This is a genomic window from Hyphococcus sp. (genome assembly GCF_965228385.1).
Lineage (GTDB): Bacteria > Pseudomonadota > Alphaproteobacteria > Caulobacterales > Parvularculaceae > Hyphococcus.
The window spans coordinates 3,528,926-3,553,248 of the sequence record NZ_OZ245810.1; the positions used below are offsets into that span (position 1 = coordinate 3,528,926).

Here is a 24,323-nt window from a genome sequence, read left to right on the forward strand (position 1 = left end):
CGGTTTTGCCAATGAGGTTGCCGTTTGCGCCGCCCGGGGCTAGCTTCGCGCCCCGAACATGGAACAGGGAGCATAAGTTCATGGCCGAAGGCGTTGTTTCGCTCACGCCGCAGGAAGCGGTTATCTATCTGATGGTGCTGACTTCCGCGTCAGACGGCGCCATCAAAGATGAGGAATTGCGCACAATCGGCCGGGTTGTGCGGTCCTTCCCGCTATTTTCAGAAGATGATGAGCAAAACCTTGTCAAAGTGGCCGAAGCCTGCGGCGCTCTCATGTCCTCCGACGGCGGGCTCCACAAGGTACTGGAGGCGGCTGCGAAAGCATTACCCTCGCACTTGTGCGAAACGGCCTACGCCGCCGCTGTCGATGTAGTGACGGCGGATGAGAATCTCGATGTGACGGAAATTCGCGTGCTTGAGCTTATCCGGGACGTCTTGAAAATCGAGGATGAAGGCGCGCAGGCGATCGAACATGCGGCGCGCGCGCGACACATGACGGTAAACGGTACCGCTTAACGTCATTACTGTCCGTTTTCTGGGTCCTGTTTGCGTGCAAACGTATTCTGAACGAGCGACCAAGCTGATTTTGGCGTGGCAAAGACGTTACCTGCAGCGTCAGATGCGAAGCTCGCAACGCGGCCGGTTGCTCTGCTCGCGGCGGAGACTACGCCGCTGCTCATACGAACGAGTTCTCCGGTCAGCGTCGAGGATTCCTTGCTGACCCGCTCGAATACTTCCTTGACCGCCTGTGTGGCCGAACTGCGCGACCAGACGTCAAAACTGCGGCAGCGCCGTTTTGCAAGGTAGCCGAGCTTTAAAGTGACAAGCGCATTTACCGACCCATCCATGAGAGGGCCCGCCACCAAACCGCCAAGGCGCGTAACAGTCCGGCCGAGCGCGTCGCCCGCCATGTCAGTCACGTCATCCAGTGCGCGGCTTAATAATACCGCTACCATGACGTCTCGCAGCACCTGCAGACTAAGCCGCATGCTCGGACGTCCATAATACAATCTTGATATGCGGCTGATCATGTTGACGTTTCGCCAAAGGACGATGAAGGCGTCAATAGATCCGTTCATGCTGACGGCTGTCGCGGATCCCACGGCAAGCGCTTCTTTGTGAATATAATCGTCCACTCGCTTGTCGAGATCGGTCAGCAGCGCTGCAATTCGCTTGCTTTCGAAATCAGCGAGTTTCGCCGGCAGATTGTTCGCGTGAACGTCATTGGCAAGAATACGTAAATCCTCACGCGCTTTGATCGCCTCGTTTCTGTGACCGGCCAGTGCGGGATTGGCGGCAATATTATTCAAATACGCCATATCAAAATCAATACGGCGGGCCAGGGCGGCTGAATCGATTTCCGGATTTTTCAAATCGACATCCGGCGGTTGCGCGATCGATGGCGAATAGAAAAACTTTACCAGTGGGAATGCGACCGTTGCGAAAAAAAGAGCCGTCACGGTAAGGATAAACACCCATCCAAGCACAGGATGAATGTCGCTGAATATCTGATGAAAAAGGTATATCTGCCCGACAGCAAGGAGCGCTAAAAAGCTCATAAAGCCGATCACGGCCCATTTTATGCGACGCCAGAGCACTCGCCATTGATAGCCGATTTCCCAGCGATCAGACTCCTGGGCTTTGGAGGTGACTAGTGGGGCGTCAGAAACCATTATGCTAATTTAGGATGGCCGGGCGTGAATTGCGATAGCAAACAACACGTTTATCGCAATAAAACCCAACATACGCTGGAAACGATCACCGCGACAATGATGTTCAGTATAAAGCCTTCCCGCGCCATCTGGCCGATGGATACGCGGCCCGTACCGTATATGATGGCGTTCGGGGCTGTGGCGACCGGCAGCATGAAGGCGCATGAACAGGAGATAACCGCAGGGATCATTAACAGCTCCGGTTTGACGCCGGTTCCGGCGGCGACAGCGGCGAGCAGCGGCATAAGCAGATTGGCTGTGGCCGTGTTTGACGTCATTTCCGTAAGAAACGTTACCGACAGGCACAGCCCCAGCATCATCACAAAAACTGGCGCATTGGCGAGGCTGGAAAGCTGGTCGCCAATCAAAATATCAAGCCCGCTGGCGCGAAAACCGCTGGCGATGCAAATTCCGCCGGCAAAGAGCAAAAGCATCCCCCACGGAATATCTCCGGCGGACTTCCAATCAAGCAGGGCGCCGCCTTTGCCATCCGGCACAAGAAACATTAATATGACAGCAAATACAGCCACAGTGGAATCGCCCGCGGCCTCCATGCCGAGCGCGCCAGACCATCCGCCGAACGGTTCTGCGCGCGTAATCCACAATAGGATCGCAACGGCGAAGACCATCATCGTGCGCATCTCGTCTTTTCGCCAGGGGCCGGGATCTCGGAGCGCTGGCGCCGTAACGCCGCCAATGGAGCGCGTCAGCCACAATCCCATTATGGGCACGCCGATCGCGACAATGGGCAACCCGATCGCCATCCATCGGGCGAAGGAAAACTCTTCTCCTGTCGCTTGAAGGAAATTATCAGCGAATATCAGGTTAGGGGGCGTGCCAATCAACGTCGCCGTGCCGCCAAGTGAAGCAGCAAAGGCAATGCCGAGCAGCAGCGGCGTCGCCAGTTTCGGATTATCCGTGCGGGCGAGAATCGCCATCGCCATGGTCGCCAGCATCAGGGTCGTCGCCGTGTTGGAAATCCACATGGAAAGGATCGCGGCCGCCAGCATAAAACCGATGACCAATCGCCGTCCTGACGCACCCACGAGATTGATCATGTATAGGGCGAGGCGTTCATGGGCGCCGGATTTTTCCAGCGCTTTGGACAGCATGAACGATCCCATGAGCAGGATAATCACATAACTGCCTAGCGCCGCAGCAGCTTGACGCTGGTCGAGAACCCCGGCCAGCGGGAATAAAGCGAATGGGACCAGTGACGTTGCAGGGATAGGCAAGGCTTCGCTCACCCACCAGAACGCCGTCAGCGCGGTAATGGCGATCGTGGCGGTAATCTCACGCGGCAGGCCGCCAGTATGTGCGGCGGCGCCGGCGGCGGCGGCGAACAATAGCCCCAGAATGATTCTGACCGGTTTCATTGAAGCGCATTTGTCCGCGATTGGCGCCGCCTGTCCACCGTTCCTGTCAACTTCCGGCAACCGAACTGATTTTTTTCATGACGCGACCGGGGCTGGACCGCAGCCGTGGAGAGCGCTAGGGCCATCGTCAATATGATGACCGAGCCGGAATCTGATTTCGTTTATCGTCTTGCAACAGAGCAGGAATGGCGCGCCGCCCAGGAAACAGGACGCGTGCCGAAGCGCGATATTGATGAGCGAGATGGGTATTATCATCTCTCTACGAGGTCACAGTTACTGGAGACGGCGAATTTACACTTTGCCGGCGCGGCGGATTTGCTGGCGCTCAAAATGCCGCTTGCAGCGATAGCTGGGGATGTAAAATTTGAGCTTGCGCCCAAGCGGGGTGAAAAATTCCCGCATTTGTATGGCGATCTGAATGTCGGGCATGTTGCAGCTGCAATACGACTGAACAATGAAAAGGGCGGCTTTCAATTCGGTGATATATTATGAAGACGCCAATGGTCCTCGCCAATCTTGGCTCGAAAATCATGGGATTAGCCGACGGTGAGACTGCGCATCGCCTCACCGTTCGTATGCTGAAAGCCGGCTTCGGTCCTAAAAGAACCATCAGCACGCCTTGCTTGCAAATGCGTGTTGCCGGCATTGATTTTCCAAATCCTCTGGGGCTTGCCGCCGGGTTCGATAAAAACGCCGAAGCCTACGGCGCGTCGCTCGATCTGGGGTTCGGTTTTGTTGAAATCGGCGCTGTGACGCCGCGCCCGCAACCCGGTAATGACCGGCCGCGCGTTTTTCGATTGCGCGCCGACGCAGCCATAATCAACAGATATGGATTTAACAATGACGGCCTTGACATTGTCGCAGCCCGCTTGAAAGCGTCAAAGTGCGATGGCGTCATCGGCGCCAATCTCGGTGCGAACAAAGACAGCGAAGATCGCACGCAGGATTATGTTACCGGCGTCAAGGGACTTGCCGGGCTGGTCGATTTCTTCACGGTCAATATTTCGTCGCCAAACACGCCCGGTCTTCGCGCTTTGCAGGGCAGGGATGTGTTGGAAAACCTGATTCGCCGCGTCCACGCAGCGCGCGATGAATATGCGGCGGATACACCTGTATTTTTGAAAATCGCGCCAGATATTACCGACGAGGATAAGGCTGATATTGCTGAAACGGCCATGAAAACAGCATTACAAGGGTTAATTGTCTCAAACACGACGATAGAACGGCCAGGGACCCTGCAAAGTGAATGCGCGCATGAAGCCGGCGGGCTTTCCGGTGCGCCTTTATTTGCGCAATCGACTGCTCTGCTGCGCGAATTTTATGCGGAGATCGGCGGCGAGATACCGCTGATTGGCGTCGGCGGCATATCCTCTGCGCGCGACGCTTATGAAAAAATTCTGGCGGGCGCATCGCTGGTGCAGCTTTATACGGCGCTTGTCTATCAAGGGCCGTCCCTTCCGTACCGTATTCTGGCTGGATTGCAGGACTTCTTAAAATCGGACGGCCTGGATAAAATATCGGATGCCGTTGGCGCAGGCGCGCATTAAACTTTGAACGAATTTTGAATGCGCGGCAGCCACGCGCCAAGCGCCATCGCGCGCAATAAAAAGTAGACGGAAAACGCCGCCCATAGGCCGTGGTTACCGAAGAGGCTCGCAAGCCAAAGTGAACCCGGTAAAAAAACAATTGTGGAAATAATGATCGCGTCGCGCAATTCTCTGGAACGTGTGGCGCCGACAAAAATACCGTCAAGCTGAAATCCTGCGACGACGATAATGGGGCTGATCACAACCCACGGCATGAACGTATTTGCAGCCTCGCGGATCATTCCATCAGGGGTTAATAGTGTAATGATCGCGCCGCCTGCGAAACCATAAAGTGCGGAAAAAGCCGCCGCAGCAATGAGGGCGACAATGAAGGTTCGGCGTACGGCGCTTGTATAGCGGCTTTCCGCGCGTGTTTTATCTCGGGCGCCGAGCGCGCGGCCGACGAGTGATTCAGCGGCGATAGCGGTACCGTCGAGCGCGAGGCCGGTAAAAAGAAAAAGCTGTAATAGCACCTGATTAGCCGCCAGCGTGACATCGCCAAAAGCGCCGCCGCGTTGTACAAACCAGGAGAATGAAAATGCGAGCAATAGCGTTCGTACAAAAATATCGAAATTGACGGTAATGGTCCGCCTCAAGCGGGAGAATCTAAAAAAGTCGCGCGGGCGCCAGTGATTTTTAATACCGCCGTGGCTTTTCATAATGAGCAAGATGAAAGCGGACACAACGAAAAATCCTGAAACTTCCGCAATCAGCGTTCCTGTTGCTACGCCTTCAGGGCCCCAACCCTGTTTAACAACAAACCAGTAATCCAGTGCGATGTTGAGTAATGTTATAAAAAGACTGGCCGCCATCATGTAATCCGTGCGTCCGCGTGCGGTCAGCCAGCCAAAGGCGGCGTAAGACGCCAGCGAAAAAGGCGCGCCCCAGATGCGAATGTTGAAATAGTCCCTACCGGACGCCAGCGTTTCGGCGCTCGCCTGCGAACCGGTCGATAAAAGCTCAAAAGCCAGCGCGCCGATGGGCCATTGTAAGATAATCAACGCCAGCCCGACGCCGCCGCCGATTGCTGCGCCGCGCACAAGCGCTGCGCGCGCCTCGATTTCATCTTCCGCGCCTATAGCCTGCGCAGCAAGCCCGGCGACGCTCATACGGATAAACCCGAATGTCCAGTAAGCGAGTGAAAAGATGACAGCGCCAAGACCAACGGCGGCGATATCCAGCGGCCTTGAAGATTGCCCCAGCGCCCAGACATCAATCGCGCCGAGCAGCGGCGTCACCGACGCTGCTACAGACGCGGGCCAGGCGAGGCGGAAAATCTCGCGGTAGGAGACAGCATGCGTGTTTACGGAAGAATGGGTCATAGGCAATTCATTCGTCGCCTATGCGGATTGGCGCAGTCTGTCGAGAGGGTGCACGCCCGTCTTATAACGCCCCGGCGCTTGTCATGGGCATGCAAATGGGATGACAATCCGTTTCATGGAGAGAAAAGACTGGACAAACTGGCAATCACCGCCGGGCGGAACCGGCAATGAGTTCGACAACGCCGAAATCGGCGCCCTTGCCCATCTTTATCGCGGCGAAGTGTATCGCTCGACGATCTGGCGCACGAGGCTTGATAATACGACGAACTGGTCTGTTGTTACGCTCGGCATCGCATTGTCGGTGACCTATGCCTCGCGCACAGCCTCGCCGTTGCCGCTGCTGCTTGTCGGCATTCTGATCTCGATGTTTCTTATTCTTGAAGCCCGCCGCTACCGTTACTTCAATGTCTGGCGAGCGCGTTGCCGTTGGATTGAAACTAATTTTTACGCCCCGATGCTGTTTCGCTCCACCCGGCCTGAGCCCGGCGAGTGGCAGGATATTCTGGGTAAGGATTATATGACGCCGGAATATCACATTGGTTTCTGGCGTGCGATGGGGCGGCGATTGCGTCGCAACTACATGTGGATTTTTAGTTTCCAGGCCCTTGCCTATGTAGGTAAAGTCGTGATCGACCCCGAGCCCGTGGCGACGCTTTCAGAGTTTTTGACCCGCATGGCGGTTGGGCCGATTCCCGGAATTTTCATCTTCTGTTTTGGGGTTGTATTTCATGGCGGTTGGATCGCTCTCTCCGTCTGGACTTACCTCCTAGATAAGCGCAAGCATGCAAGAAAGGCCGGCGTCGGCGGCATGGGCTAATCGTCCGATATTAGTTCCAGTAACATTCCGCCGTTCGCCGGCGTGATCCTCCGATAAAAACAGGAAGGGCGGTTAGTGTGGCAGGCGGGGCCGCTCTGGTCGACTATCAATTGAAGCGTGTCTTGGTCACAATCGGTTCGCAACTCCTGCACCTTTTGCGTGTGGCCTGATGTTTCGCCCTTACGCCACAAAGCCTGTCGGGAACGGGACCAATACCAGGCGTCTCCGCTGGCGATTGTCTTCTCAAGCGCTTCTGCGTTCATATAGGCGAGCATTAATACCGCGCCTGTGGCCTGATCCGTCGTCACGACCGGAATCAGTCCGTCGGCGTTAAAGCGCGGCGCGAAATCGCGCGTTTCTTCAATGGCGTCATCGGACGATGAGGTGTTCCGGTCGGTCATGGCGCAAGTGTATCATTCTGAATTTTTAAAAGCAGCAGGAAATTGGCGAACTGTGTTATTGCTTCAACGGGCATGGACGGTTAGCAACGGCCCGGAGAAAATAGAGCCCTTACGATGCCGTTGACGATTTACGATACGCTGGCGCGTGAAAAGCGCGCTTTTGAGCCCGCCGATAAAAAACGCGTCACCATGTATGTCTGCGGGCCCACAGTTTATTCCTATGCACATATCGGCAATGCGCGGGCGGCTGTGGTCTTTGATCTTCTCTACCGGATGCTGCGTCATGAATATGGTGAAAATCATGTGGTATATGCGCGAAATATCACCGATATAGACGATAAAATCATCAAGGCTGCGCAGGAAACCGGTCAGTCGATCAATGAAATTACAGAAAAATTCGCAAAAATCTACCGGGACGATATGGGCGCGCTCGGCGTGTTATCGCCAACACTTGAACCTGAAGCGACGGGGCACGTCGCCGAAATGGTCGCCCTGATCGAGAAACTAATTGCGAAAAGCGCCGCCTATGTAGCTGACGGCCATGTGTTGTTCTCGGTCGATGCATTCGACAATTATGGCGCACTTTCCGGCGTGGACCGGGACGAGATGATTGCCGGCGCGCGGGTCGAGGTTGCGCCTTACAAAAAAAGCGCCGCTGATTTCGTGTTGTGGAAGCCATCGAGCGATGACGAACCCGGCTGGGACAGCCCCTGGGGGCGTGGCCGGCCAGGCTGGCACACAGAGTGCTCAGTGATGATTGACGCAAAGCTTGGCCGAATGATCGATATTCACGGCGGCGGACAGGATCTGCGCTTTCCACACCATGAAAATGAAATCGCACAGTCAGCCTGCGCACATGACGGCGCTCCGCTTGCACGCTATTGGATGCATAACGGGTTCCTCCGTATGGGCAGCGACAAGATGTCGAAATCTCTCGGCAATGTCGTGCTGGCCCATGATCTTTTGAAAGATTGGCATGGGGAAGTTATTCGGTGGGCGCTATTGTCCGCTCATTATCGCCAGCCGTTGGAGTGGACTGACGCACTGTTACAGCAATCGAAAAAACAGCTTGATCGGTTTTATCGCTTGCTCGATGAAATCGAATTCTCCGACCAGATGGACCCGCCGCCGGACAGCATCGTGCTGGCGCTTTGCGACGACCTTAATACGCCTGAGGCGTATGCAGGGCTGCACGAATTGCGCGATATCGCCGGCCAGATGGAAGGGCGCGCGCGTATCGCTGCCATCGCCAAATTGCGCAACGCTGGCCGGCTCATGGGATTTTTTCACGCAAAGCCATCGCAATGGTTTAGGGGCGCCGATTCTGATGCGATTGATGAAGCGGTAATTGACGCGTTACTGAAAGAGCGCAGTGACGCGCGCAACTCAAAAAACTTCGCGCGCGCCGATGAAATCCGGGATCAATTGGCTGCGCAAGGGATCATTATTGAGGATGGCCCTCAAGGCGCATCCTGGCGGCGGGAGTAATTTTTTCATGCGCTTAATAGAGGCTGTATTTCCCGCCGACAAAGAAGACGCCGCGCGCAAAGCCGTCGAGGAGAGCGACCCAACCCACTATCGTTTCTCTGAAAGAGACGATGGCGACTGCATGGTGTTGCGTGCTTTTTTTATTCGCCATGGCGCACAGGACCTGGTGGATAAACTTCAGGAAATTTGTGAGTCCGGTAAGGATTGGCGCATCCTGGTGCTTCCCGTTGAAGCGACAGCCCCGCAGCCGGAGGACGAAGAAGAAGAACAGGAAGAAGCAAAGCGGCAGGAAAAGCGGGCGTTGCGCGAAGAAATTTATGACGACGTAGCAAAGGGTGCTGGATTAAGTTCTGATTTTTTTGTCCTGACCGCCGCCTCAAGCGTCGTGGCGGCGCTTGGTCTCCATGCTGATAATGTGGCGGCTGTGATCGGTGCGATGGTCATCGCGCCGCTGCTGGGGCCAATATTGGCGATATCCCTGGGCGTGGCGTTGGGGGATTATAAACTCTTATTGCGCGCAAGCCGCAACGCCGCCGCCGGTCTGGCGCTGGGTTTTGCGACCGCAGCGGCTATGGGACTTTTATTGGGCGTAAACACAGATAGTTATGAACTCATGAGCCGTACAGTCGCTGGCCTTGATTCAGTGGTGCTCGCCCTGGCGGCGGGTGTCGCCGCAGCGTTGTCGATTGTTGCAGGAATCTCAGCGGCGCTCGTCGGCGTTATGGTGGCGGTTGCGCTATTGCCGCCAGCGGCCGCCGCAGGAATTTTTCTCGGCGCAGGAGAATTCAGTTACCTTGCACGCGCTCTTTTGCTACTCACCGTTAATGTCGTTTGTATCATGATCGCCGCGCAGGGCGTTTATTTTTACAAGGGCGTTCGTCCGCGCACATGGTTTGAGAAAAAGCAGGCGGGAAGAGCGCAGAAAATAAACGTTGCGGTATTGCTGACGCTTTTAATGATGCTGGTAGGCGTTATCATTTTCGCACCGGTCGGCACTATGCCGGAAGTGGAAGACTTGATCAGCGGTGAATTACCCGCTGAATGAAGTATCTGAAGCAGCCAGCCGATAAGTCACCGGCCGGCAGCAACAAAAACGCATTTCGTTTATTTTATGCGTTCAAGGCAGCGATAAGGTCGCCAAGCGCGTCTTCGAATGCGCTGAGTTCCGCGCGCAAAAAAGATATCACTTCCTGTGTTTCGGAATATTCTTCCGGGCTTATGCTTGACCGCATGCCTGTTAGTTCTTCCTGCGCGCGGTTCAATTCGGCCCGCACTTGCGCGAATGCGCTTTCCGCGGTTTCCGATACAGAATTACCTGCTTCGCTGAGCGCAACCGCGAGAATGCTGCTCGCCTGATCAGATTTTTCCGCCTCGGCGCGGGCGTCCGCGATTTCAGTAATCGCATCGCGGATATCGTCGCGGGCGTCGGCAAACTCTTTGCTCATTTCCGCAATATCGTCCGCATCCATTTCAATCAGAGCTTGCAGAAAATCTTCGTCGCCGAAATCGAGATTGACGCTGTCGACGACGATACTATTTAGGTCGCCGGCCATGGCTGCAGGCGCGGCGGACAAAGCGGCGATGGCGCCGCTGGCGATCAGCGCGACTTTGAGCTTTTTTAACAAGCCGGTTGTATTGTTGTAGATTGTCATTTTGTTCCCTTTTCTTTTTCACTTTTTATCCTCGACAGAAGTCAGTGGTGCGAGGATTTGGGCCGCGGTATGCCTCTATTGTCGGCTTTTCTGTGTTGATGGCGCCGCAACGTTGTGCGGATGAGAGTGTCGCCTGCGTCGCTCGGAAACAAGCGGACTTGCGGCGAAGCGTTTTTCAAAGTCGGTGAATGATCGCGCTTTCGTGAACCGCGCGCTTATCAGGGCGTCCTTTAATGTGCCGGATGCGCGCTTACCTGAAACGCAATCATGTACAATAGAGCGCTCGCTGTGGCGGGCTAAAACGCCCGGGCGGCATCGTGGGGTATCGTCTGGCAAGGAGGATAATAATGATAACAATCCGGAAAAACATTGATCGCGGCCAGGCTAATCATGGCTGGCTGGATGCGCGCCATACATTCTCTTTCGCAAATTATTACCATCCTGACCATATGGGTTTCCGGTCGCTGCGCGTCATGAATGAGGATCGCATTAATCCGGGCGCGGGGTTTCCGACCCATCCGCACGATAATATGGAGATCATCACTTACGTAATTGAGGGATCGCTGGCGCATAAGGATTCTACAGGCGGCGGCGGCGTTATCACGCCCGGCGTGGTTCAATACATGTCCGCCGGTTCGGGCGTTACGCATTCTGAAGTGAATGCGTCGGCAACTGAGCCTTTGCACCTCTATCAGATCTGGATCACGCCGAACGTGCGCGGCGGCGCGCCGCGTTACGAGGAGCGCAAGATCTCCAATGCCGCCGATGGCGAATTGGCGTTGATTGCATCGAGCGACGGGCGTGACGGTTCGTTTCAAATCAGGCAGGATGCGGATCTCTTTGCCGCGCGCGTTAAAGAGGGTGACAATGTACGCCACACATTTGCGCCCGGGCGCGCCGGGTGGCTGCAAATCGCGCGGGGCGGCGTTGAGTTGCCAGAAGGATCGATCATGCAGGCGGGCGACGGCGCCAAAATCGAGAATATGAGCGCAATTTCACTCAAAGCGCTTTCAGACGCGGAAATATTGCTGTTTGATTTAGCCTGAAAAGGCGCCAAATAGCTTTCATGTTAAGTGACTTATATACTGATGGCGTTCTGGACGCGGCGGCGGCGATCCCGCCGGCGCGTCGTCTTGACGCGCCGCAGGCAAGCGCGACAAAAGTCAGCCGTGTATGCGGTTCTGAGGTTACTGTCGATCTTTCGTTGGACGAGGGCGCGGTTAGCGAATTCGCGATGGAAGCGAAAGCCTGCGCCTTGGGCCAAGCTTCAGCCTCTATTCTCGCGCGAAACATTTTCGGCGCACAGGCTGATGACCTGTTCACATTGCGTGATGAGATGCGCGCAATGTTAAAAGATGGCGGAACACCGCCAGGGGGGGAGCGATGGCGCGATCTTGCTATGCTGGCGCCGATACGCGAATTTCCGCAACGTCATGCGTCTACACTGCTCGTATTTGAAGCTGTCTGCGCTTGCCTCAATGAAATTAGAAGCGCTTCGGACAACGCCTGACAATTCGCCGCATCGGCGCGACATCCCACAAACGTAACGCGATTGTCATCTTCTGATGGCTTGAGAAACGCGGTTGGATCGCCATTTTCAAAGGGACGAAGCGGCCCGGTTTCTCTCTCCCCCGCCTCATGGGCCGCTTTCAGCGCCTCGTGCTCTTTCCCCCAGAGTGCGGGGCGCATTTATTGGAGACGCGCTTAAGCCGCTGCTTCCTGTGCGTCTGAGGCGTCGGCGCTTTCGTTAGCTTCGCGCTGAACCCATTCTTTGAAAGCTTTAACAGTCGCAGAAGATGACTTGGAGGGTGGGTGCACTACGTAATAGGAAAACTCCGTAGGCGTCGTAAGGTCGAATGGAATGACGAGCCGCGCCGCCTCCAGGTCGGCCAGCGCCAGCGCGGATTTTGCCAGCGCGACGCCCTTGCCGGCGACCGCGGCTTCGATGACCAGGCTTGACTGGTTGAACTTCAGGCCGCGTTCGCCCTCTTTATGGCAGACGCCGGCCGCCTTCAGCCACATCGGCCAGGTCGGACATCCCGGGTCTTTTTCGGAGCTGGAATCGTGCAAAAGCGTGTGCTGTTTCAAATCGTCCGGTTTTTTCAGTGGATTGTCCCCGGTCAGCAACTGGGGACTGCATACGGGAACAATTTTCTCCGCCATTAAATGCTCGGTTACAAGCCCGCTATAATTCCCAGCCCCATAGCGAATGGCGATGTCTACATCATCAACAGCGAAATCAACGACATTCATGTCCGCTGAGACCCAAACATCGATTTCCGGGTGCAATTCCTGAAACCGATCAAGGCGCGGCACCAGCCATTTCGATGCGAATGAGGGGGCGACGGATACGGTCAAACGTCCGGCGTCGCCTTTTTTCGCGAGAATTTGGCCGGCTTCCGCCAGTTTGTCGAAACCCTCGCGCAGAATGGGCAGGCTGGCCTGGGCTTCATCCGTCAGGAGAAGCGCCCTTTTGTGGCGGCGGAATACCGGCGTTTGCAGGAAATCCTCCAAAGCCTTGATCTGCTGGCTGACGGCGCCGGGCGTCACATGCAATTCATCTGCAGCTTTAGTGAAACTTAAATGCCTTGCAGCGGCTTCAAAGACGCGTAATGCGTTGAGTGGCGGTATTTGCTTCATTTTCTCAAACCAAAATCATCAGCGTGACCTGTATACAGATAGATTTGCTAAATGCGCAAGCGCGCATGGAAATCACCATGACGTGATTAATATGATGAGATCTTCTAAATAATAGAATTTTCGCGGAAATTGCTGCAACGCCAAGAAATACTAATAAATCGCTCAGAAATAATCGATTGAGCTGAAATTCCAGCCTCACTAGGTTCCGATACGTAAAAACCTTTAAGACGCACTAAGCGCATATCTTATTATTGCTTTAGAAAAACTAAATGAAAAGATTTCCAGTACATATCAGCCTGCAACAACGGCGCGTCGTGATTATCGGCGGCGGCGCCGAGGCGCTGGCGAAGGCGCGTCTTATGTTGGCCGCGGAAGCGGACCTTACGCTCATTGCGCCCAAAATTGCACCGGCGACGCGCGCGGCGCTTGAGGGGAGCGTTCGCCTGATTGAACGCGAGCCAGCTTACGGCGACTTTCGCTCAGCGGTGATTGTATTCATCGCGGGTCTAGACCGTGAGGCGGCCCGGCGCTGGGTTGATGCAGCGCGTGCAGCGAGCGCATTGGTCAATGTTGTGGATGAACCCTCCCTGTGCCAGTTCACCACGCCGTCTATTGTCGATCGCGGCCGTGTGACGATCTCGATCTCTACAGATGGCGCTGCGCCAGTACTCGGCAGAAAACTGCGCGCCGACATCGAAGCCCTGGCGCCCCCGAGGCTCGGGGCGCTGGCTGAATTCGCCGACCTTTACCGTCCATCTGTCAAGGCGTGTATTCCGGCTGACCGTCGCCGTACATTCTGGGAGCGATTCTTTGATGGCCCCATCGCGGCCCGCGTGCTTGCTGGCGATGAAACGGGAACGCACGAAGAGATGATCGCTTTGCTCAACCGTCCGCAAACGAATGAAACAAAGGGCGTTGTTCACATTGTTGGTGCTGGGCCAGGTGATCCCGATTTGCTTACAGTCAAGGCATTGCGTCTGCTGCAGCAGGCTGACGTTATTCTTTATGACCGCCTCGTCAGTGAAGAAATTCTGTCGCTCGCTCGCCGTGACGCCGAGCGATTTTATGTTGGCAAAGCGAAATCCAATCACGCTGTGCCGCAGGAGGAAATTGAATCGCGCATGATTGACCATGCGCGTCAGGGAAAAATGGTTGTTCGCCTGAAAGGCGGCGACCCGTTCATATTCGGTCGCGGGGGTGAGGAGCTTGAAGCGCTCCAAAACGCTAACATCCCCGTTTTCGCTACGCCCGGCGTCACCGCTGCGACCGGATGCGCCGCCGCCGCCAATATGGCGCTCACTCATCGCGATTTCGCCCAGGCCGTCACTTTTGTGACCGGTCACGCGAAGGGAGAGGCCGACCCCGCCCTGGATTGGTCGGCGCTGGCGGCGCTCAAAAATACGCTCGTCGTTTATATGGGTGTGACAAAGGCCGGAAAAATTGCCCGAAACCTTATCGCGCATGGGCGAGCGCCCTCTACGCCGGTAGCCGTAATTGAAAATGGCAGCCGCGCAAATCAGAAAATCTTGAAAGGCGCGCTCAGCGAACTTCCGGCGCTGATTGATGCGGGCGGAATTCAAGGACCGGCGCTGCTCGTCATTGGCGAAGTCGCAGCGCTTGCCGATGGCGAAACGCTGCTCTCCATTGCAGACAGAAAAGGACTTGCGGCATGAAAATTGTCACCGCAAACAGGCTTGACGACGGCGCCGTCGTTTATCTCAGCGAAGAAAATATCTGGACAGTTTCACAATCCGGCGCTGCGAAGTTCGCCATTGAGCAGACAGCGGACGCCCTTGCTACGGCGCAGTCTCGCGTCACGGAAATCGCTGACGCGTATCTCGTTTCAGTCGATCCAGCGACTGGCGCTCTGACCGGACGTGAAACATTGCGCGAAACAATTCGCCGCGACGGTCCGACTATCCGGAGGGATCTAAACAGTATTGAGCCCGCACATGTATAGATATGATGAATTCGACGCAACGATGGTCGCCGAACGTGTTGTGCAGTTTCGGGGACAGGTGGCGCGCCGGCTATCCGGAGAGTTGAACGAAGACCAGTTCAAACCGCTGCGCCTCATGAACGGGCTATATCTGCAACTGCACGCTTACATGCTGCGCGTAGCAATTCCGTACGGCACGTTGTCGTCAACACAAATGCGCAAGCTTGCTCATGTGGCGCGCAAATATGACAAAGGTTACGGTCATTTTACGACGCGCCAGAATATTCAGTATAACTGGCCTGCGTTGGTTGATGTGCCGGATATTCTCGACGATCTGGCGGATGCAGAAATGCATGCCATCCAGACGTCTGGCAATTGCATTCGAAACGTTACATCTGACCAATATGCCGGTGCGGCTGCTGATGAGACGGAGGACCCCCGCCCCTATGCGGAAATGATTCGTCAGTGGTCGACATTTCATCCGGAATTTTCATTTCTGCCGCGCAAGTTCAAGATCGCTGTAACAGCGGCGGATAATGACCGCGCCGCGGTGAAAGTGCATGATATTGGTCTGCGATTGTACAAAAATGAAAATGGCGAAACAGGTTTTGAGGTTGTCGTCGGCGGCGGGCTTGGCCGCACGCCCTATGTTGGTCATACAATCCGTAAATTTCTGCCGAAATCATATCTGCTGTCATATCTTGAAGCGATATTGCGGGTTTATAACCTGCAAGGGCGCAGGGATAATCTTTATAAGGCGCGCATTAAAATTCTCGTCAATTCCGAAGGGGTCGAAAACTTTGCGCGCCTCGTTGAAGATGAATGGGCGCAGATTAAAGACAGCGAGATTGATCTTCCCGGCGAGGAAATGAAACGCATATACGCATATTTTTCGCCGCCCGCTTTTGAAAAGCTGCCGGCGGAAAGCCAGGTGTTGGAACGCCGGAAAAAAGAAGATCCTGATTTTGCAAGGTGGGTGCGCATCAATGTCGCGCCCCACAAGACGCCAGGATATGCGATCGTCAATATTTCACTGAAGCCCATCGGCGGCGTACCCGGTGACATCACCGATGCGCAGATGGAAGCGGTCGCCGACATCGCCGATGAATTTTCTTTCGATGAAATTCGCGCCACGCATGAACAAAACCTTGTTCTGCCGCATGTAAAACAGGACGATCTGTTCGCCGTATGGCGAGCCTTAAACGAAGCCAATCTCGGTACCGCCAATATCGGACTGGTAAGCGACATTATAGCTTGCCCGGGACTCGATTACTGCGCGCTCGCCAATACGCGCTCGATCCCGATCGCGCAACGGATCGCGGAGCGCTTTTCCGACATCGATAGCCAGGAAGAGCTGGGCGAGTTAAAAATCAAGATTTCCGGCTGCATCAACGCCTGCGGTCACCATCATGTGGGCCATATCGGCATTCTTGGCGTCGATAAGAAAGGCGAAGAGTTTTACCAGGTGACGCTTGGCGGCTCCGGCGCAGAAGACGCATCGCTCGGCGAAATCGCGGGGCGGGGTCTTTCATCCGACGAAGTCGTCGACGCCGTTGAAAAACTCATCGGCGTTTATCGAAATAAACGTCAGGACAATGAACGATTTCTCGATACCTATCGCCGCCTTGGCGCGGAACCTTTTAAGGAGGCTCTTTATGACGCTGCTTAAACTCAATCGCGACCGGTTGACGCCGTCTCTTGAAGAGCCGCTGGTTGAAGTCTCGCTTGAGGACTGGCGTGATAATCCGCAAATTCATGCGGATGCGACAGCCTTGATTATCGGCAACGATGCGCCGCTCAGCGACATAAAGTGTGATCTGAACGGCTTCGGCGTGATCATTCTCAATTTTCCGGGGTTCAAAGACGGGCGCGCCTACACACAAGCGCGACTGTTGCGGGAGCGTTACAAATATACAGGCGAAATCCGCGCGCGCGGTGAAATTCTGCGCGATCAACTTTTATTCATGGTTCGCTGCGGCGTAAACGCGTTTGAATTTGCAAGCGAAGATGTCGCTGGCGCTAACGGCGCCTTACGCGAATTGTCTTTCGCCTACCAGCCTGCGGCGGATAACGCTGCGCCGGTCTGGCGCAGACGGCTGGCGCGCGCGGCGGCTGCGTAAGGAGAATGTCGTGAGCATCTCCGCTGCAGCCAGCAAACATGCAACGACGCCGCAATCGATCGCCAATGACGATCGGGAATTGCGGGCGCGGCGGCTTGCCATGAAACATTCCGGCGAGGACGCGCTGGAAATCTTGCGGATCGCAATCAAGGATGAGTTTCTCGGCCGTATCGCGCTCGTCTCATCATTCGGCGCGGAGTCGGCGGCGCTGCTGCATCTTGTGGCCGCGATAGATAAATCAACGCCCGTGATTTTTCTGGAAACCGGCAAGCACTTTGCGCAGACGCTGAGTTATCGCAAGAAGTTGGCCGAGCGGCTTGGACTGAGCGATGTGCGCGACATCCGGCCTGACGAGACTTCGCTAAACGCGCGCGATCCCTCGGGCGATCTGTGGAAACGCGATGCCGACGCCTGCTGCACAATGCGCAAAGTAGAACCTTTAATGTCGGCGCTTGGCGGTTTCGACGCCTGGATAACGGGCCGCAAACAATTTCACGGCGGCGGACGTATTAACTTGCCTGCATTCGAAGCGGCGCCGGCGCATATCAAAGTGAATCCGCTCATTCGCTGGACAAAATCGGATATAGAGTCGTTTTACGCGGAGCACGATCTGCCGGCGCATCCGTTGACGGCGCAAGGATACCCCTCAATCGGCTGCTGGCCTTGTACCCACCCGGCCGCATCGGGCGATGATATTCGCGCGGGGCGCTGGCGCGGCGCGGCTAAAACCGAATGCGGCATACATGGGCGGTAGCATCATCGGTCTTTAGGCGGCCTTTTGCAGAAATTTCTGAATCGCACGCCACGCAGCCGGTTCCGTCAGCATCGGCGCGTGGCCGACATTCGGTACTTCCGTATATTCAAACGACGGGTGGACGGCGCGCATTTTCTCGATGATTTCAGGCGATAAGAGATCACTGATCTCACCGCGAACAACCAGCGTGGGTGTGCCGTTCAGGCTTTCCCATGCCGGCCAAAGATCCGGCGCCGGGCCGACTTCCGTCAGCGCCCTGCCGATGTTCGGGTCGTAATCCAGCACCCAACGCCCATCGTCTTTTTTGCGGTAAGTGCGTTTGGCGAACGCGATCCAGAATGCGTCATCCATGCCTGGAAAGGCGACTTCATTGATTTCTTTTATGCGCGCGGCCGCTTCCTCGAGAGTTGCCGCAGGGCGATTGTCGCCGCCTACATATCCGCCTATGCGCGATAACCCTTCCGGCGCTAATTCAGGACCTACATCATTAATCACGGCGGCGCTTACGCGCGCTTGAGCGATGGCGTTCACAAGCATGGTCACGATCCCGCCCAGCGATGTGCCGAGAAATATGGCCTGTTCCAGGTTAATCGTATCGAGAACATGCAATATGTCGTCGCGATAGGTAAGCGGGTGATAATTGAGATAATCCGCATCATAGTCGGAATCAGCGCGTCCGCGTAAGGTGACGGCGATAACATCGCGGCCTGTTTTTGCGATCTTCGGCGCCAGATCTTCAAAATCGCGCGCGTTCCGGGTCAGGCCTGGTATACAAAGCACGGGTGTTTTCGAACCGCCGGCGTAGCGCCGGGCCCGCAAGACGATTTTGTCCGGCGCTGAAGTCTCAATTAAATCGAACGAGGTCATTTACAAAATTCGGTCAGGTGTTCGGGGATAACTTCAATAGACGGCTGGCTGACATTTGGCGAGCGGGTCTGCGGCGCCGACCCGCCGATGAAAGCGGCATTGACGCTGGTTTTTCAGCCTACAAGAAGATGGGGACTGCGTCTTTCGAAATGGTCACACTAGCTCACCCATGTTGCGGATTGCTAAGTCTGATGGGAATTGAAATAAACTTCTATTGGTGTGGTTTGCTAAACTTTCGTATTTTTCCACGACTTTCTGCTAATTATGTAAATAATTTAGCATAAAATAGTCAAACCCTATTGGGCAAATTACTCGCGACGCAAGCTTTTATCGGAATGTCGGAGATAGAGGGCGCGATACGAACGCGCACCCTATAGCGCGGGTCGACCCAACCAACACCCGCCACCATCCTTTGTAAACGCAATATTTACCAGTCTTAACAAAGAGTAAACTAAGCAAATTCAGCATGTTGCTAATATGCTACGCTCCCGAAACCAAAATACTTCGCAGTGTCTTCCTTTATTGACCATAAACCAAGCCGGAAGATAAGAAACCGGTAATGCAAGGCGTAAAATTGCGCCTTCAGGCCGCCCTAGCAGGGCGGGACTGCGCGCCCGAAAAAAAAGGGGGGGCGTCGTCGTTAGTTTAAAAACCGGAGGGTTAGATGCATAAAAAAATACGTTCTCGCGCCATGATGGGCGCAGCTGCGGTGGCGATAGCCCCCGCCGCCTTTTTGGCGACGGCGGCTCCCGCAGCAGCTCAAGATGACGCCGCCGATGACGTGGTTATCGTTACCGGTACGCGTCTTATGACAAATCCGAACTTGTCTTCGGCGCAACCGGTTCTCAGCGTCACGGACGAGGAAGTTGATATCCGCGGCGCCGTCCGAATTGAGGATTTCATCAACGTTCTGCCGCAATTGTCGGCTGGGCAAACAACAGAGGTTTCGAACGGCGCATCGGGTACGGCGCAACTTGACCTTCGCGGCATCGGTCCGATCCGTACGCTGGTGCTGATCGACGGACGCCGGCTGCCATACGGCGACTCTGCGACTTCAGCGCCAAACGTCGACCTTATCCCAACGCAATTGGTTGAGCGTGTCGACATTCTGACCGGCGGCGCGTCGGCTGTTTACGGCTCAGACGCTGTTGCTGGTGTTGCGAACTTCATCCTGAAAAGAGACTTTGAAGGTATTGAGCTCGATGTTCTTGGCGGTATCAATCAGGCTGGCAATGGCATTGAGTTCCTTGACAACATTGCTTTGGCTGGCGGCCAGCCTGTTGCGCCTGGCAGCTGGGACGGCGAATCGCTGAACCTTGCCCTGACGATGGGTGCGAATACGTCTGATGGTCGCGGCAACGTCACCCTTTTCACCTCCTATGAGACTGTTGAAGCGATTACGCAGGACAACCGTTCGGTTTCCGCATGTGCAATGGGCACAGGCACGGGCGCAGGAACGTTCTCGGGCTTTGGTTGCGTTGGTTCCGGCAACTTCCGTCTCTTTGGCGGCACTGGCGGCGACGCTTTTCAGCAGGAAGACGGTACAATTACGACCTACCAGGGCGGCCCGGCCGAAACCTACAACTTCGGTCCGCTGAATTACTTCCAGCGTCCTTCCGAGCGCTTCCAGGTTTATGCACGCGGCCATTACGAGCTGGCTGACAATCTCGAGGCTTTCGCCGATTTCGGCTACGTTCAGAACAACTCTGACGCGCAGATTGCGCCATCCGCGACTTTCGGCGGCTGGTCGATCAATTGCGACAATCCCTTGCTGCAAACGCCGGGACTTAATCTCGCAACAGATATTTACGAATGTTCGGCGGCGGATATCGCCAACGGCACCATTATCGGCGATTTGATGGACGAGATGGGCAACTTCGACGGAGACGACGCGCCTGTCACAGCGTCTCACCGGAACGTTGAAGGCGGACCGCGTAATTCCGAACTGGACAATGACGCATTGCGGATTGTCACCGGTCTTCGCGGCGATCTTGGCGGCTGGGCTTGGGAAGCTTTCTTCCAGTATTCCAAGACCTCAGATGTTGATATTTCAACTAACGACTTCCTTATTGACCAGGCGCAAAACGCACTCTTGGTTGAATCGGACGGTATGGGCGGCGTTCAGTGTATCAGCGCAGCGGCGCGGGCTAACGGATGCGTTCCCTACAACATCTGGCAGCGCGGCCCGAATGGCGAAAGCCTCGTTAGCCAAGCGGCGTTGAATTACATTCAGGGTGTCGGCATTACTACGGGTGAAACGCAGCAAATCGTCACCGGCGGTAACATACAGACCGACCTTGGCGAATATGGCTGGACTATGCCCTGGACGGATGCTGGCGTTGGCTTCCTGGCGGGTATCGAATGGCGCAAAGATAGCTTGAACGCACAGCCGGACCAGATCAGCCAGCGTGCAGATGGCGGCTTCACCGGCGTTGGGGGCCCAACCTTGCCGGTCGCAGGCTCGCTTGAAGCGCTTGAACTCTATACCGAGTTGCAGGTACCGCTTATCACCGAGCGGCCGCTTTTCGAAGAGTTGACCTTCAGCGGCCAGTACCGTTTCTCGGATTACAAGGCCGCCGGGAATAACACGACGAACAGCTTCAACACACATGCTTTCGGTCTCATGCTGAACTGGGTGCCTGTTGAAGACATCAGGCTTCGCGGCCAGTTCCAGCGCGCCGTGCGTGCGCCGAACGTCATCGAGTTGTACACCGGCATCGCAACCGGGCTGCCGGATCTCGATCCTGCTGGCACGAACACGAACGGCATTCAGTTGTTTGACCCGTGCTCTTCCGATGCGCCGATTCGCAGCCTCGCTGATTGTATGAACACAGGCGTGACGTCTGGGCAATACGGATCGATTTCCGACGTGCTGGCGGGTCAGACCCAGTCCATCACGGGCGGCAATACAGCTCTTAGCCCGGAAACATCAGACACGTGGACTGGCGGCGTGCTCTTTACGCCAAGCACCGTTCCGGGTCTTTCGGTCAGTATCGACTACTTCAACATTTCTGTTGACGATTACATCAGCCCAGGTATTGCAGCCCAGACTATTCTGAATAACTGTCTGGATTCTGGCGATCCGACCTTCTGTGATCTGATCATGCGCGGTCCTGGCGGCACGTTGCGTGCTGGTATCGTTACGACTTCTGGTTTTGACGCACGTAACCTCAACATTGCGTCGCTAAAAACCTCAGGCGTTGACTTCCAGGCCCGTTACTCAATGGATCTTGCTGATGTGGGCGTTGGCGAGATGGGCTCTCTCGGCTTTGATTACGCTTCGACATATCTCATTTCGAAGGATTTCACGCCGTTCCCTGGCGGTAATCCGATTGAGTGTGCGGGAAATGTCGGCAACGACTGTAAGGGCACTACCGTTGCTGTTAATCCGACATACAGCCATCGTCTCCTGACTACATGGAGAACGCCGGCGAACATCGATCTGAGCGTGACCTGGCGCTATATGACGTCCGTAGATAATACGGCCGCTTCAGCTGTTGAGCCTGGCTTCGCCTCTTATAGCTATATCGACCTTGCAGCGAATATGCAGGTGACGGAGAGCGTCAATCTCCGCGCTGGCGTGAACAACGTTCTGGATAGTGATCCTCCGCTGTTTACAGCTGCTGGTACGGGCACAGGTAACGGCAACACCTTCCCTGGCACGTATGATATCGGCCGCTTCCTTTTCCTTGGCGCGAACTTCCGCTTCTAAGCAGAACGCCATTAAGGAAAGTATTAGCTGCGGGCCCTTCGGGGCCCGCAGTTTTTTTTAAATATTATCGTGCGTCAGCCTTCATGATTTTCGGAACGCTTCGAGATAGGCGTTTACGCTATTTGACAATTATTGTTGAATAGGGCTCGGTAGGTTTCGAAGTCATATTGGGATAAACGCGATGGGCGTGAAGATAATAACGGCGCTGATTGGGCTGGCGTGGGCGACGAGCGTGTTTGGCGTAAGTGATAGCGCGCAAGCTCAAAATCTGAACGAAATTCTTGAGTGCCGCTCGATCCCTATGGAATCGGAGCGATTGAGTTGTTTTGATAAAACAACAGATGCAGCGGCCCAAGCAATCGCATCTTCTGCGGCGGAAAACGATGGCGGGAGTCAAGCGCCCGCGCGCATGGCCTCTAATGGTGCGCTGACACCTGAAAAGTCGTTCGGCGCCGAGGATATGGTTCAGCAGCGTGCGGAAGAGGAGCAAACGCCCAAATCGCTGCGCGCGCGGCTTGTCGGGCTGGGGTTTACGCAAGCCGGCCGATACATCATCACATTGGATAACGGACAGGTTTGGCGGCAGATCGCAGGTGATACGGATAATCTTCGCCTTCCAAACGCTACCGGCGACGGCGTTCCGATCATAATCAGGAAGGGCATGTTTGGTTCGCATCTGCTGCGGCCGGCATCGTCTAAAAGAACAATCCGGGTAGAGCGGATAAAGTAGCCCTGAATTTTACGTAGACTTGTTTGTCCATCCGCAATGGTGTGATGGAGTTGCTGTACTGTGGCGTTCAGCTCCAAAGCAACTGTGAATCCAGAATTTCATAGAGAGCCTGTTAAGATTCGCCGTTATTGATTTCGCCTTGCTGGGGGTTTGGCGGATCGATAACGTGATAAGCAATGGTCGATAAAATAACTAGAAATGATGCGGAAAGCTGGAGTGCTTATTGGGCCGGCGCTGAAGCCGCGAATCAGTCTCTGTCTGGCGGCGTCAGGGGCGAGGCTCTCGATCGTTTCTGGGCGTCGTTTTTCACCAACCGCCTGAAAGACGGGCCTCGTACAATGATTGAGCTCGCCTGCGGGGCTGCGCCGGTCTCGGCAAACGCCTTGAAAATAACTAAAGCTTCAGGCTTTGCGCTCACTATTCATTGTACTGACTACTCGCCGGCGGCAGTTCGCGGCGTGAGCGTCATTGCAAATATTTCAGGGTTTGTCGCTGACGCTTGCACTCTCCCTCTGCCTTCTGAGGTCTATGACTTCGCCGTCACTCAATTTGGCCTGGAATACGCCGGCTTCGCTGCATTTGACGAAGTCGCCCGGATTTTACGGCCAGAAGGCGTATTTGCAGCTGTCATTCATTTAAAAGGCGGCGGCATTGAGGACGAATGCGCCGCCAATCTCAATATTATTTTGAAAACGCAGAAGATCGGCTTGTTGCCTCGCGCGAGAGAGGTTTTTAAGACTGGTTTTGCCGTGTTAGCCGGTCGCGCGCCGCGGGAAAAGCTATTGGAAGCTGATAAAGCCTTTGCGCCAACCGTCCAAGCAGCAAAATCCCTTATTGCTGAAAGCCCCGCCAGTAGCGCACGCGCCTTTCTGCTACGGCTCTATTCCGATCTTGGTCATATGTATCGGCGCATAGGGGCATACGCGCCAGACGATATCGAGGCGTGGATCGGGAGCGGTGAGTTTGAATTAAAAGCCTACGAACACCGCATGTCGTCCATGATATCGGCAGCCCAGTCAGAAGACGATATGAAGGCGCTTATCGATCGTTTGCGCGCCGCGGGCCTGAACGTGACCGCACCGGAAATTCTGCATCTTGGCGTGCCTTTAAAACCTGCAGCATGGGCTTTAATTGCGGAAAAGCCAGCTTAAGGCGTAAAAATGAGTCGCGCTAAAATCGCTCTAATGCGTCAACCGGCGCGAAGAAGA

The 24,323-nt window shown here is 55.2% G+C and carries 23 protein-coding genes; 16 read left to right on the top strand and 7 right to left on the bottom strand.

From position 1 onward, the window contains the following. The first annotated feature begins 80 nt into the window (after positions 1–80). A complete protein-coding gene (locus ACQK2Q_RS16590) occupies positions 81–515 on the top strand; it encodes a tellurite resistance TerB family protein (protein WP_425410858.1) in 435 nt (144 codons plus the stop codon). 5 nt (positions 516–520) lie between these two features. Here the strand turns inward: ACQK2Q_RS16590 and ACQK2Q_RS16595 are convergent, their stop codons facing one another. Next, positions 521–1,672 (bottom strand): DUF697 domain-containing protein, encoded by a 1,152-nt coding sequence (locus ACQK2Q_RS16595; protein WP_425410859.1) that lies wholly within the window; start codon positions 1,670–1,672, stop codon positions 521–523. Between the two features lie 50 nt (positions 1,673–1,722). Continuing rightward, complete coding sequence (locus ACQK2Q_RS16600; RefSeq protein ID WP_425410860.1) at positions 1,723–3,087, bottom strand: SLC13 family permease; 1,365 nt, start codon at positions 3,085–3,087, stop codon at positions 1,723–1,725. A gap of 105 nt (positions 3,088–3,192) precedes the next feature. Between ACQK2Q_RS16600 and ACQK2Q_RS16605 the strand changes: the two genes are divergently transcribed. Both ACQK2Q_RS16605 and ACQK2Q_RS16610 read left to right on the top strand, forming a co-directional pair. Further along, complete coding sequence (locus ACQK2Q_RS16605) at positions 3,193–3,579, top strand: DUF952 domain-containing protein (RefSeq protein ID WP_425410861.1); 387 nt, start codon at positions 3,193–3,195, stop codon at positions 3,577–3,579. Beyond that, positions 3,576–4,634 (top strand): quinone-dependent dihydroorotate dehydrogenase, encoded by a 1,059-nt coding sequence (locus ACQK2Q_RS16610; protein WP_425410862.1) that lies wholly within the window; start codon positions 3,576–3,578, stop codon positions 4,632–4,634. Before ACQK2Q_RS16605 ends, ACQK2Q_RS16610 begins: the two co-directional genes overlap by 4 nt. Here ACQK2Q_RS16610 and ACQK2Q_RS16615 read toward each other — a convergent pair. Then, positions 4,631–5,995, bottom strand: a complete 1,365-nt coding sequence (locus ACQK2Q_RS16615) for an MATE family efflux transporter (protein ID WP_425410863.1) — start codon at positions 5,993–5,995, stop codon at positions 4,631–4,633. The genes ACQK2Q_RS16610 and ACQK2Q_RS16615 overlap by 4 nt on opposite strands. A 100-nt stretch (positions 5,996–6,095) precedes the next feature. Here ACQK2Q_RS16615 and ACQK2Q_RS16620 point away from each other — a divergent pair, with 100 nt between their 5' ends. Further along, positions 6,096–6,812, top strand: a complete 717-nt coding sequence (locus ACQK2Q_RS16620) for a DUF2270 domain-containing protein (RefSeq protein WP_425410864.1) — start codon at positions 6,096–6,098, stop codon at positions 6,810–6,812. On the opposite strand, the gene hisI is transcribed toward ACQK2Q_RS16620, so the two are convergent. Continuing rightward, positions 6,809–7,213 carry a phosphoribosyl-AMP cyclohydrolase gene (gene hisI / locus ACQK2Q_RS16625; RefSeq protein ID WP_425410865.1) on the bottom strand — a complete coding sequence of 135 codons (405 nt, stop codon included), beginning with the start codon at positions 7,211–7,213 and terminating at the stop codon, positions 6,809–6,811. The two genes, ACQK2Q_RS16620 and hisI, sit on opposite strands and share 4 nt — an antisense overlap. A gap of 114 nt (positions 7,214–7,327) precedes the next feature. Between hisI and cysS the strand changes: the two genes are divergently transcribed. Continuing rightward, complete coding sequence (gene cysS, locus ACQK2Q_RS16630; protein WP_425410866.1) at positions 7,328–8,701, top strand: cysteine--tRNA ligase; 1,374 nt, start codon at positions 7,328–7,330, stop codon at positions 8,699–8,701. A gap of 7 nt (positions 8,702–8,708) precedes the next feature. After that, complete coding sequence (locus ACQK2Q_RS16635; RefSeq protein ID WP_425410867.1) at positions 8,709–9,746, top strand: TIGR00341 family protein; 1,038 nt, start codon at positions 8,709–8,711, stop codon at positions 9,744–9,746. A 64-nt stretch (positions 9,747–9,810) separates the two neighbouring features. Here ACQK2Q_RS16635 and ACQK2Q_RS16640 read toward each other — a convergent pair whose 3' ends face one another. Beyond that, a complete protein-coding gene (locus ACQK2Q_RS16640; RefSeq protein WP_425410868.1) occupies positions 9,811–10,353 on the bottom strand; it encodes a hypothetical protein in 543 nt (180 codons plus the stop codon). Positions 10,354–10,700: 347 nt separating this feature from the next. Here ACQK2Q_RS16640 and ACQK2Q_RS16645 point away from each other — a divergent pair, with 347 nt between their 5' ends. Together ACQK2Q_RS16645 and ACQK2Q_RS16650 are read left to right on the top strand one after the other, a co-directional pair. Beyond that, positions 10,701–11,399, top strand: a complete 699-nt coding sequence (locus ACQK2Q_RS16645) for a pirin family protein (protein ID WP_425410869.1) — start codon at positions 10,701–10,703, stop codon at positions 11,397–11,399. Positions 11,400–11,419: 20 nt separating this feature from the next. Beyond that, the gene (locus ACQK2Q_RS16650; protein ID WP_425410870.1) at positions 11,420–11,863 is read left to right on the top strand and encodes an iron-sulfur cluster assembly scaffold protein; all 444 of its coding nucleotides are present in this window, start codon (positions 11,420–11,422) and stop codon (positions 11,861–11,863) included. 194 nt (positions 11,864–12,057) lie between these two features. On the opposite strand, the gene gcvA is transcribed toward ACQK2Q_RS16650, so the two are convergent. Then, on the bottom strand, positions 12,058–12,993 hold the full coding sequence (gene gcvA, locus ACQK2Q_RS16655; protein WP_425410871.1) for a transcriptional regulator GcvA: 936 nt from the start codon (positions 12,991–12,993) through the stop codon (positions 12,058–12,060). Positions 12,994–13,262: 269 nt separating this feature from the next. Here gcvA and cysG point away from each other — a divergent pair, with 269 nt between their 5' ends. Genes cysG through ACQK2Q_RS16680 form a run of 5 tightly spaced genes read left to right on the top strand, consistent with a single transcriptional unit; the run spans position 13,263 to position 17,806 of the window. Further along, positions 13,263–14,666 carry a siroheme synthase CysG gene (cysG, locus tag ACQK2Q_RS16660; protein WP_425410872.1) on the top strand — a complete coding sequence of 468 codons (1,404 nt, stop codon included), beginning with the start codon at positions 13,263–13,265 and terminating at the stop codon, positions 14,664–14,666. After that, a complete protein-coding gene (locus ACQK2Q_RS16665) occupies positions 14,663–14,953 on the top strand; it encodes a DUF2849 domain-containing protein (protein WP_425410873.1) in 291 nt (96 codons plus the stop codon). Before cysG ends, ACQK2Q_RS16665 begins: the two co-directional genes overlap by 4 nt. After that, positions 14,946–16,601, top strand: a complete 1,656-nt coding sequence (locus ACQK2Q_RS16670; protein WP_425410874.1) for a nitrite/sulfite reductase — start codon at positions 14,946–14,948, stop codon at positions 16,599–16,601. The genes ACQK2Q_RS16665 and ACQK2Q_RS16670 overlap by 8 nt, the downstream gene beginning before the upstream one ends. Continuing rightward, positions 16,588–17,052, top strand: a complete 465-nt coding sequence (locus ACQK2Q_RS16675) for a DUF934 domain-containing protein (RefSeq protein WP_425410875.1) — start codon at positions 16,588–16,590, stop codon at positions 17,050–17,052. Before ACQK2Q_RS16670 ends, ACQK2Q_RS16675 begins: the two co-directional genes overlap by 14 nt. Positions 17,053–17,110: 58 nt before the next feature. Continuing rightward, a complete protein-coding gene (locus tag ACQK2Q_RS16680) occupies positions 17,111–17,806 on the top strand; it encodes a phosphoadenylyl-sulfate reductase (RefSeq protein WP_425411184.1) in 696 nt (231 codons plus the stop codon). Between the two features lie 12 nt (positions 17,807–17,818). Here ACQK2Q_RS16680 and ACQK2Q_RS16685 read toward each other — a convergent pair whose 3' ends face one another. After that, positions 17,819–18,673 (bottom strand): alpha/beta fold hydrolase, encoded by an 855-nt coding sequence (locus tag ACQK2Q_RS16685; protein WP_425410876.1) that lies wholly within the window; start codon positions 18,671–18,673, stop codon positions 17,819–17,821. A 664-nt stretch (positions 18,674–19,337) separates the two neighbouring features. Between ACQK2Q_RS16685 and ACQK2Q_RS16690 the strand changes: the two genes are divergently transcribed. The 3 genes from ACQK2Q_RS16690 to ACQK2Q_RS16700 all read left to right on the top strand — a co-directional run bounded on the left by ACQK2Q_RS16690 (position 19,338) and on the right by ACQK2Q_RS16700 (position 24,266). After that, positions 19,338–22,385 (top strand): TonB-dependent receptor domain-containing protein, encoded by a 3,048-nt coding sequence (locus tag ACQK2Q_RS16690; protein WP_425410877.1) that lies wholly within the window; start codon positions 19,338–19,340, stop codon positions 22,383–22,385. A gap of 181 nt (positions 22,386–22,566) precedes the next feature. Continuing rightward, positions 22,567–23,115 carry a hypothetical protein gene (locus tag ACQK2Q_RS16695; RefSeq protein ID WP_425410878.1) on the top strand — a complete coding sequence of 183 codons (549 nt, stop codon included), beginning with the start codon at positions 22,567–22,569 and terminating at the stop codon, positions 23,113–23,115. Positions 23,116–23,291: 176 nt separating this feature from the next. Next, a complete protein-coding gene (locus ACQK2Q_RS16700) occupies positions 23,292–24,266 on the top strand; it encodes a class I SAM-dependent methyltransferase (protein WP_425410879.1) in 975 nt (324 codons plus the stop codon). The last annotated feature ends 57 nt before the right edge of the window (positions 24,267–24,323 follow it).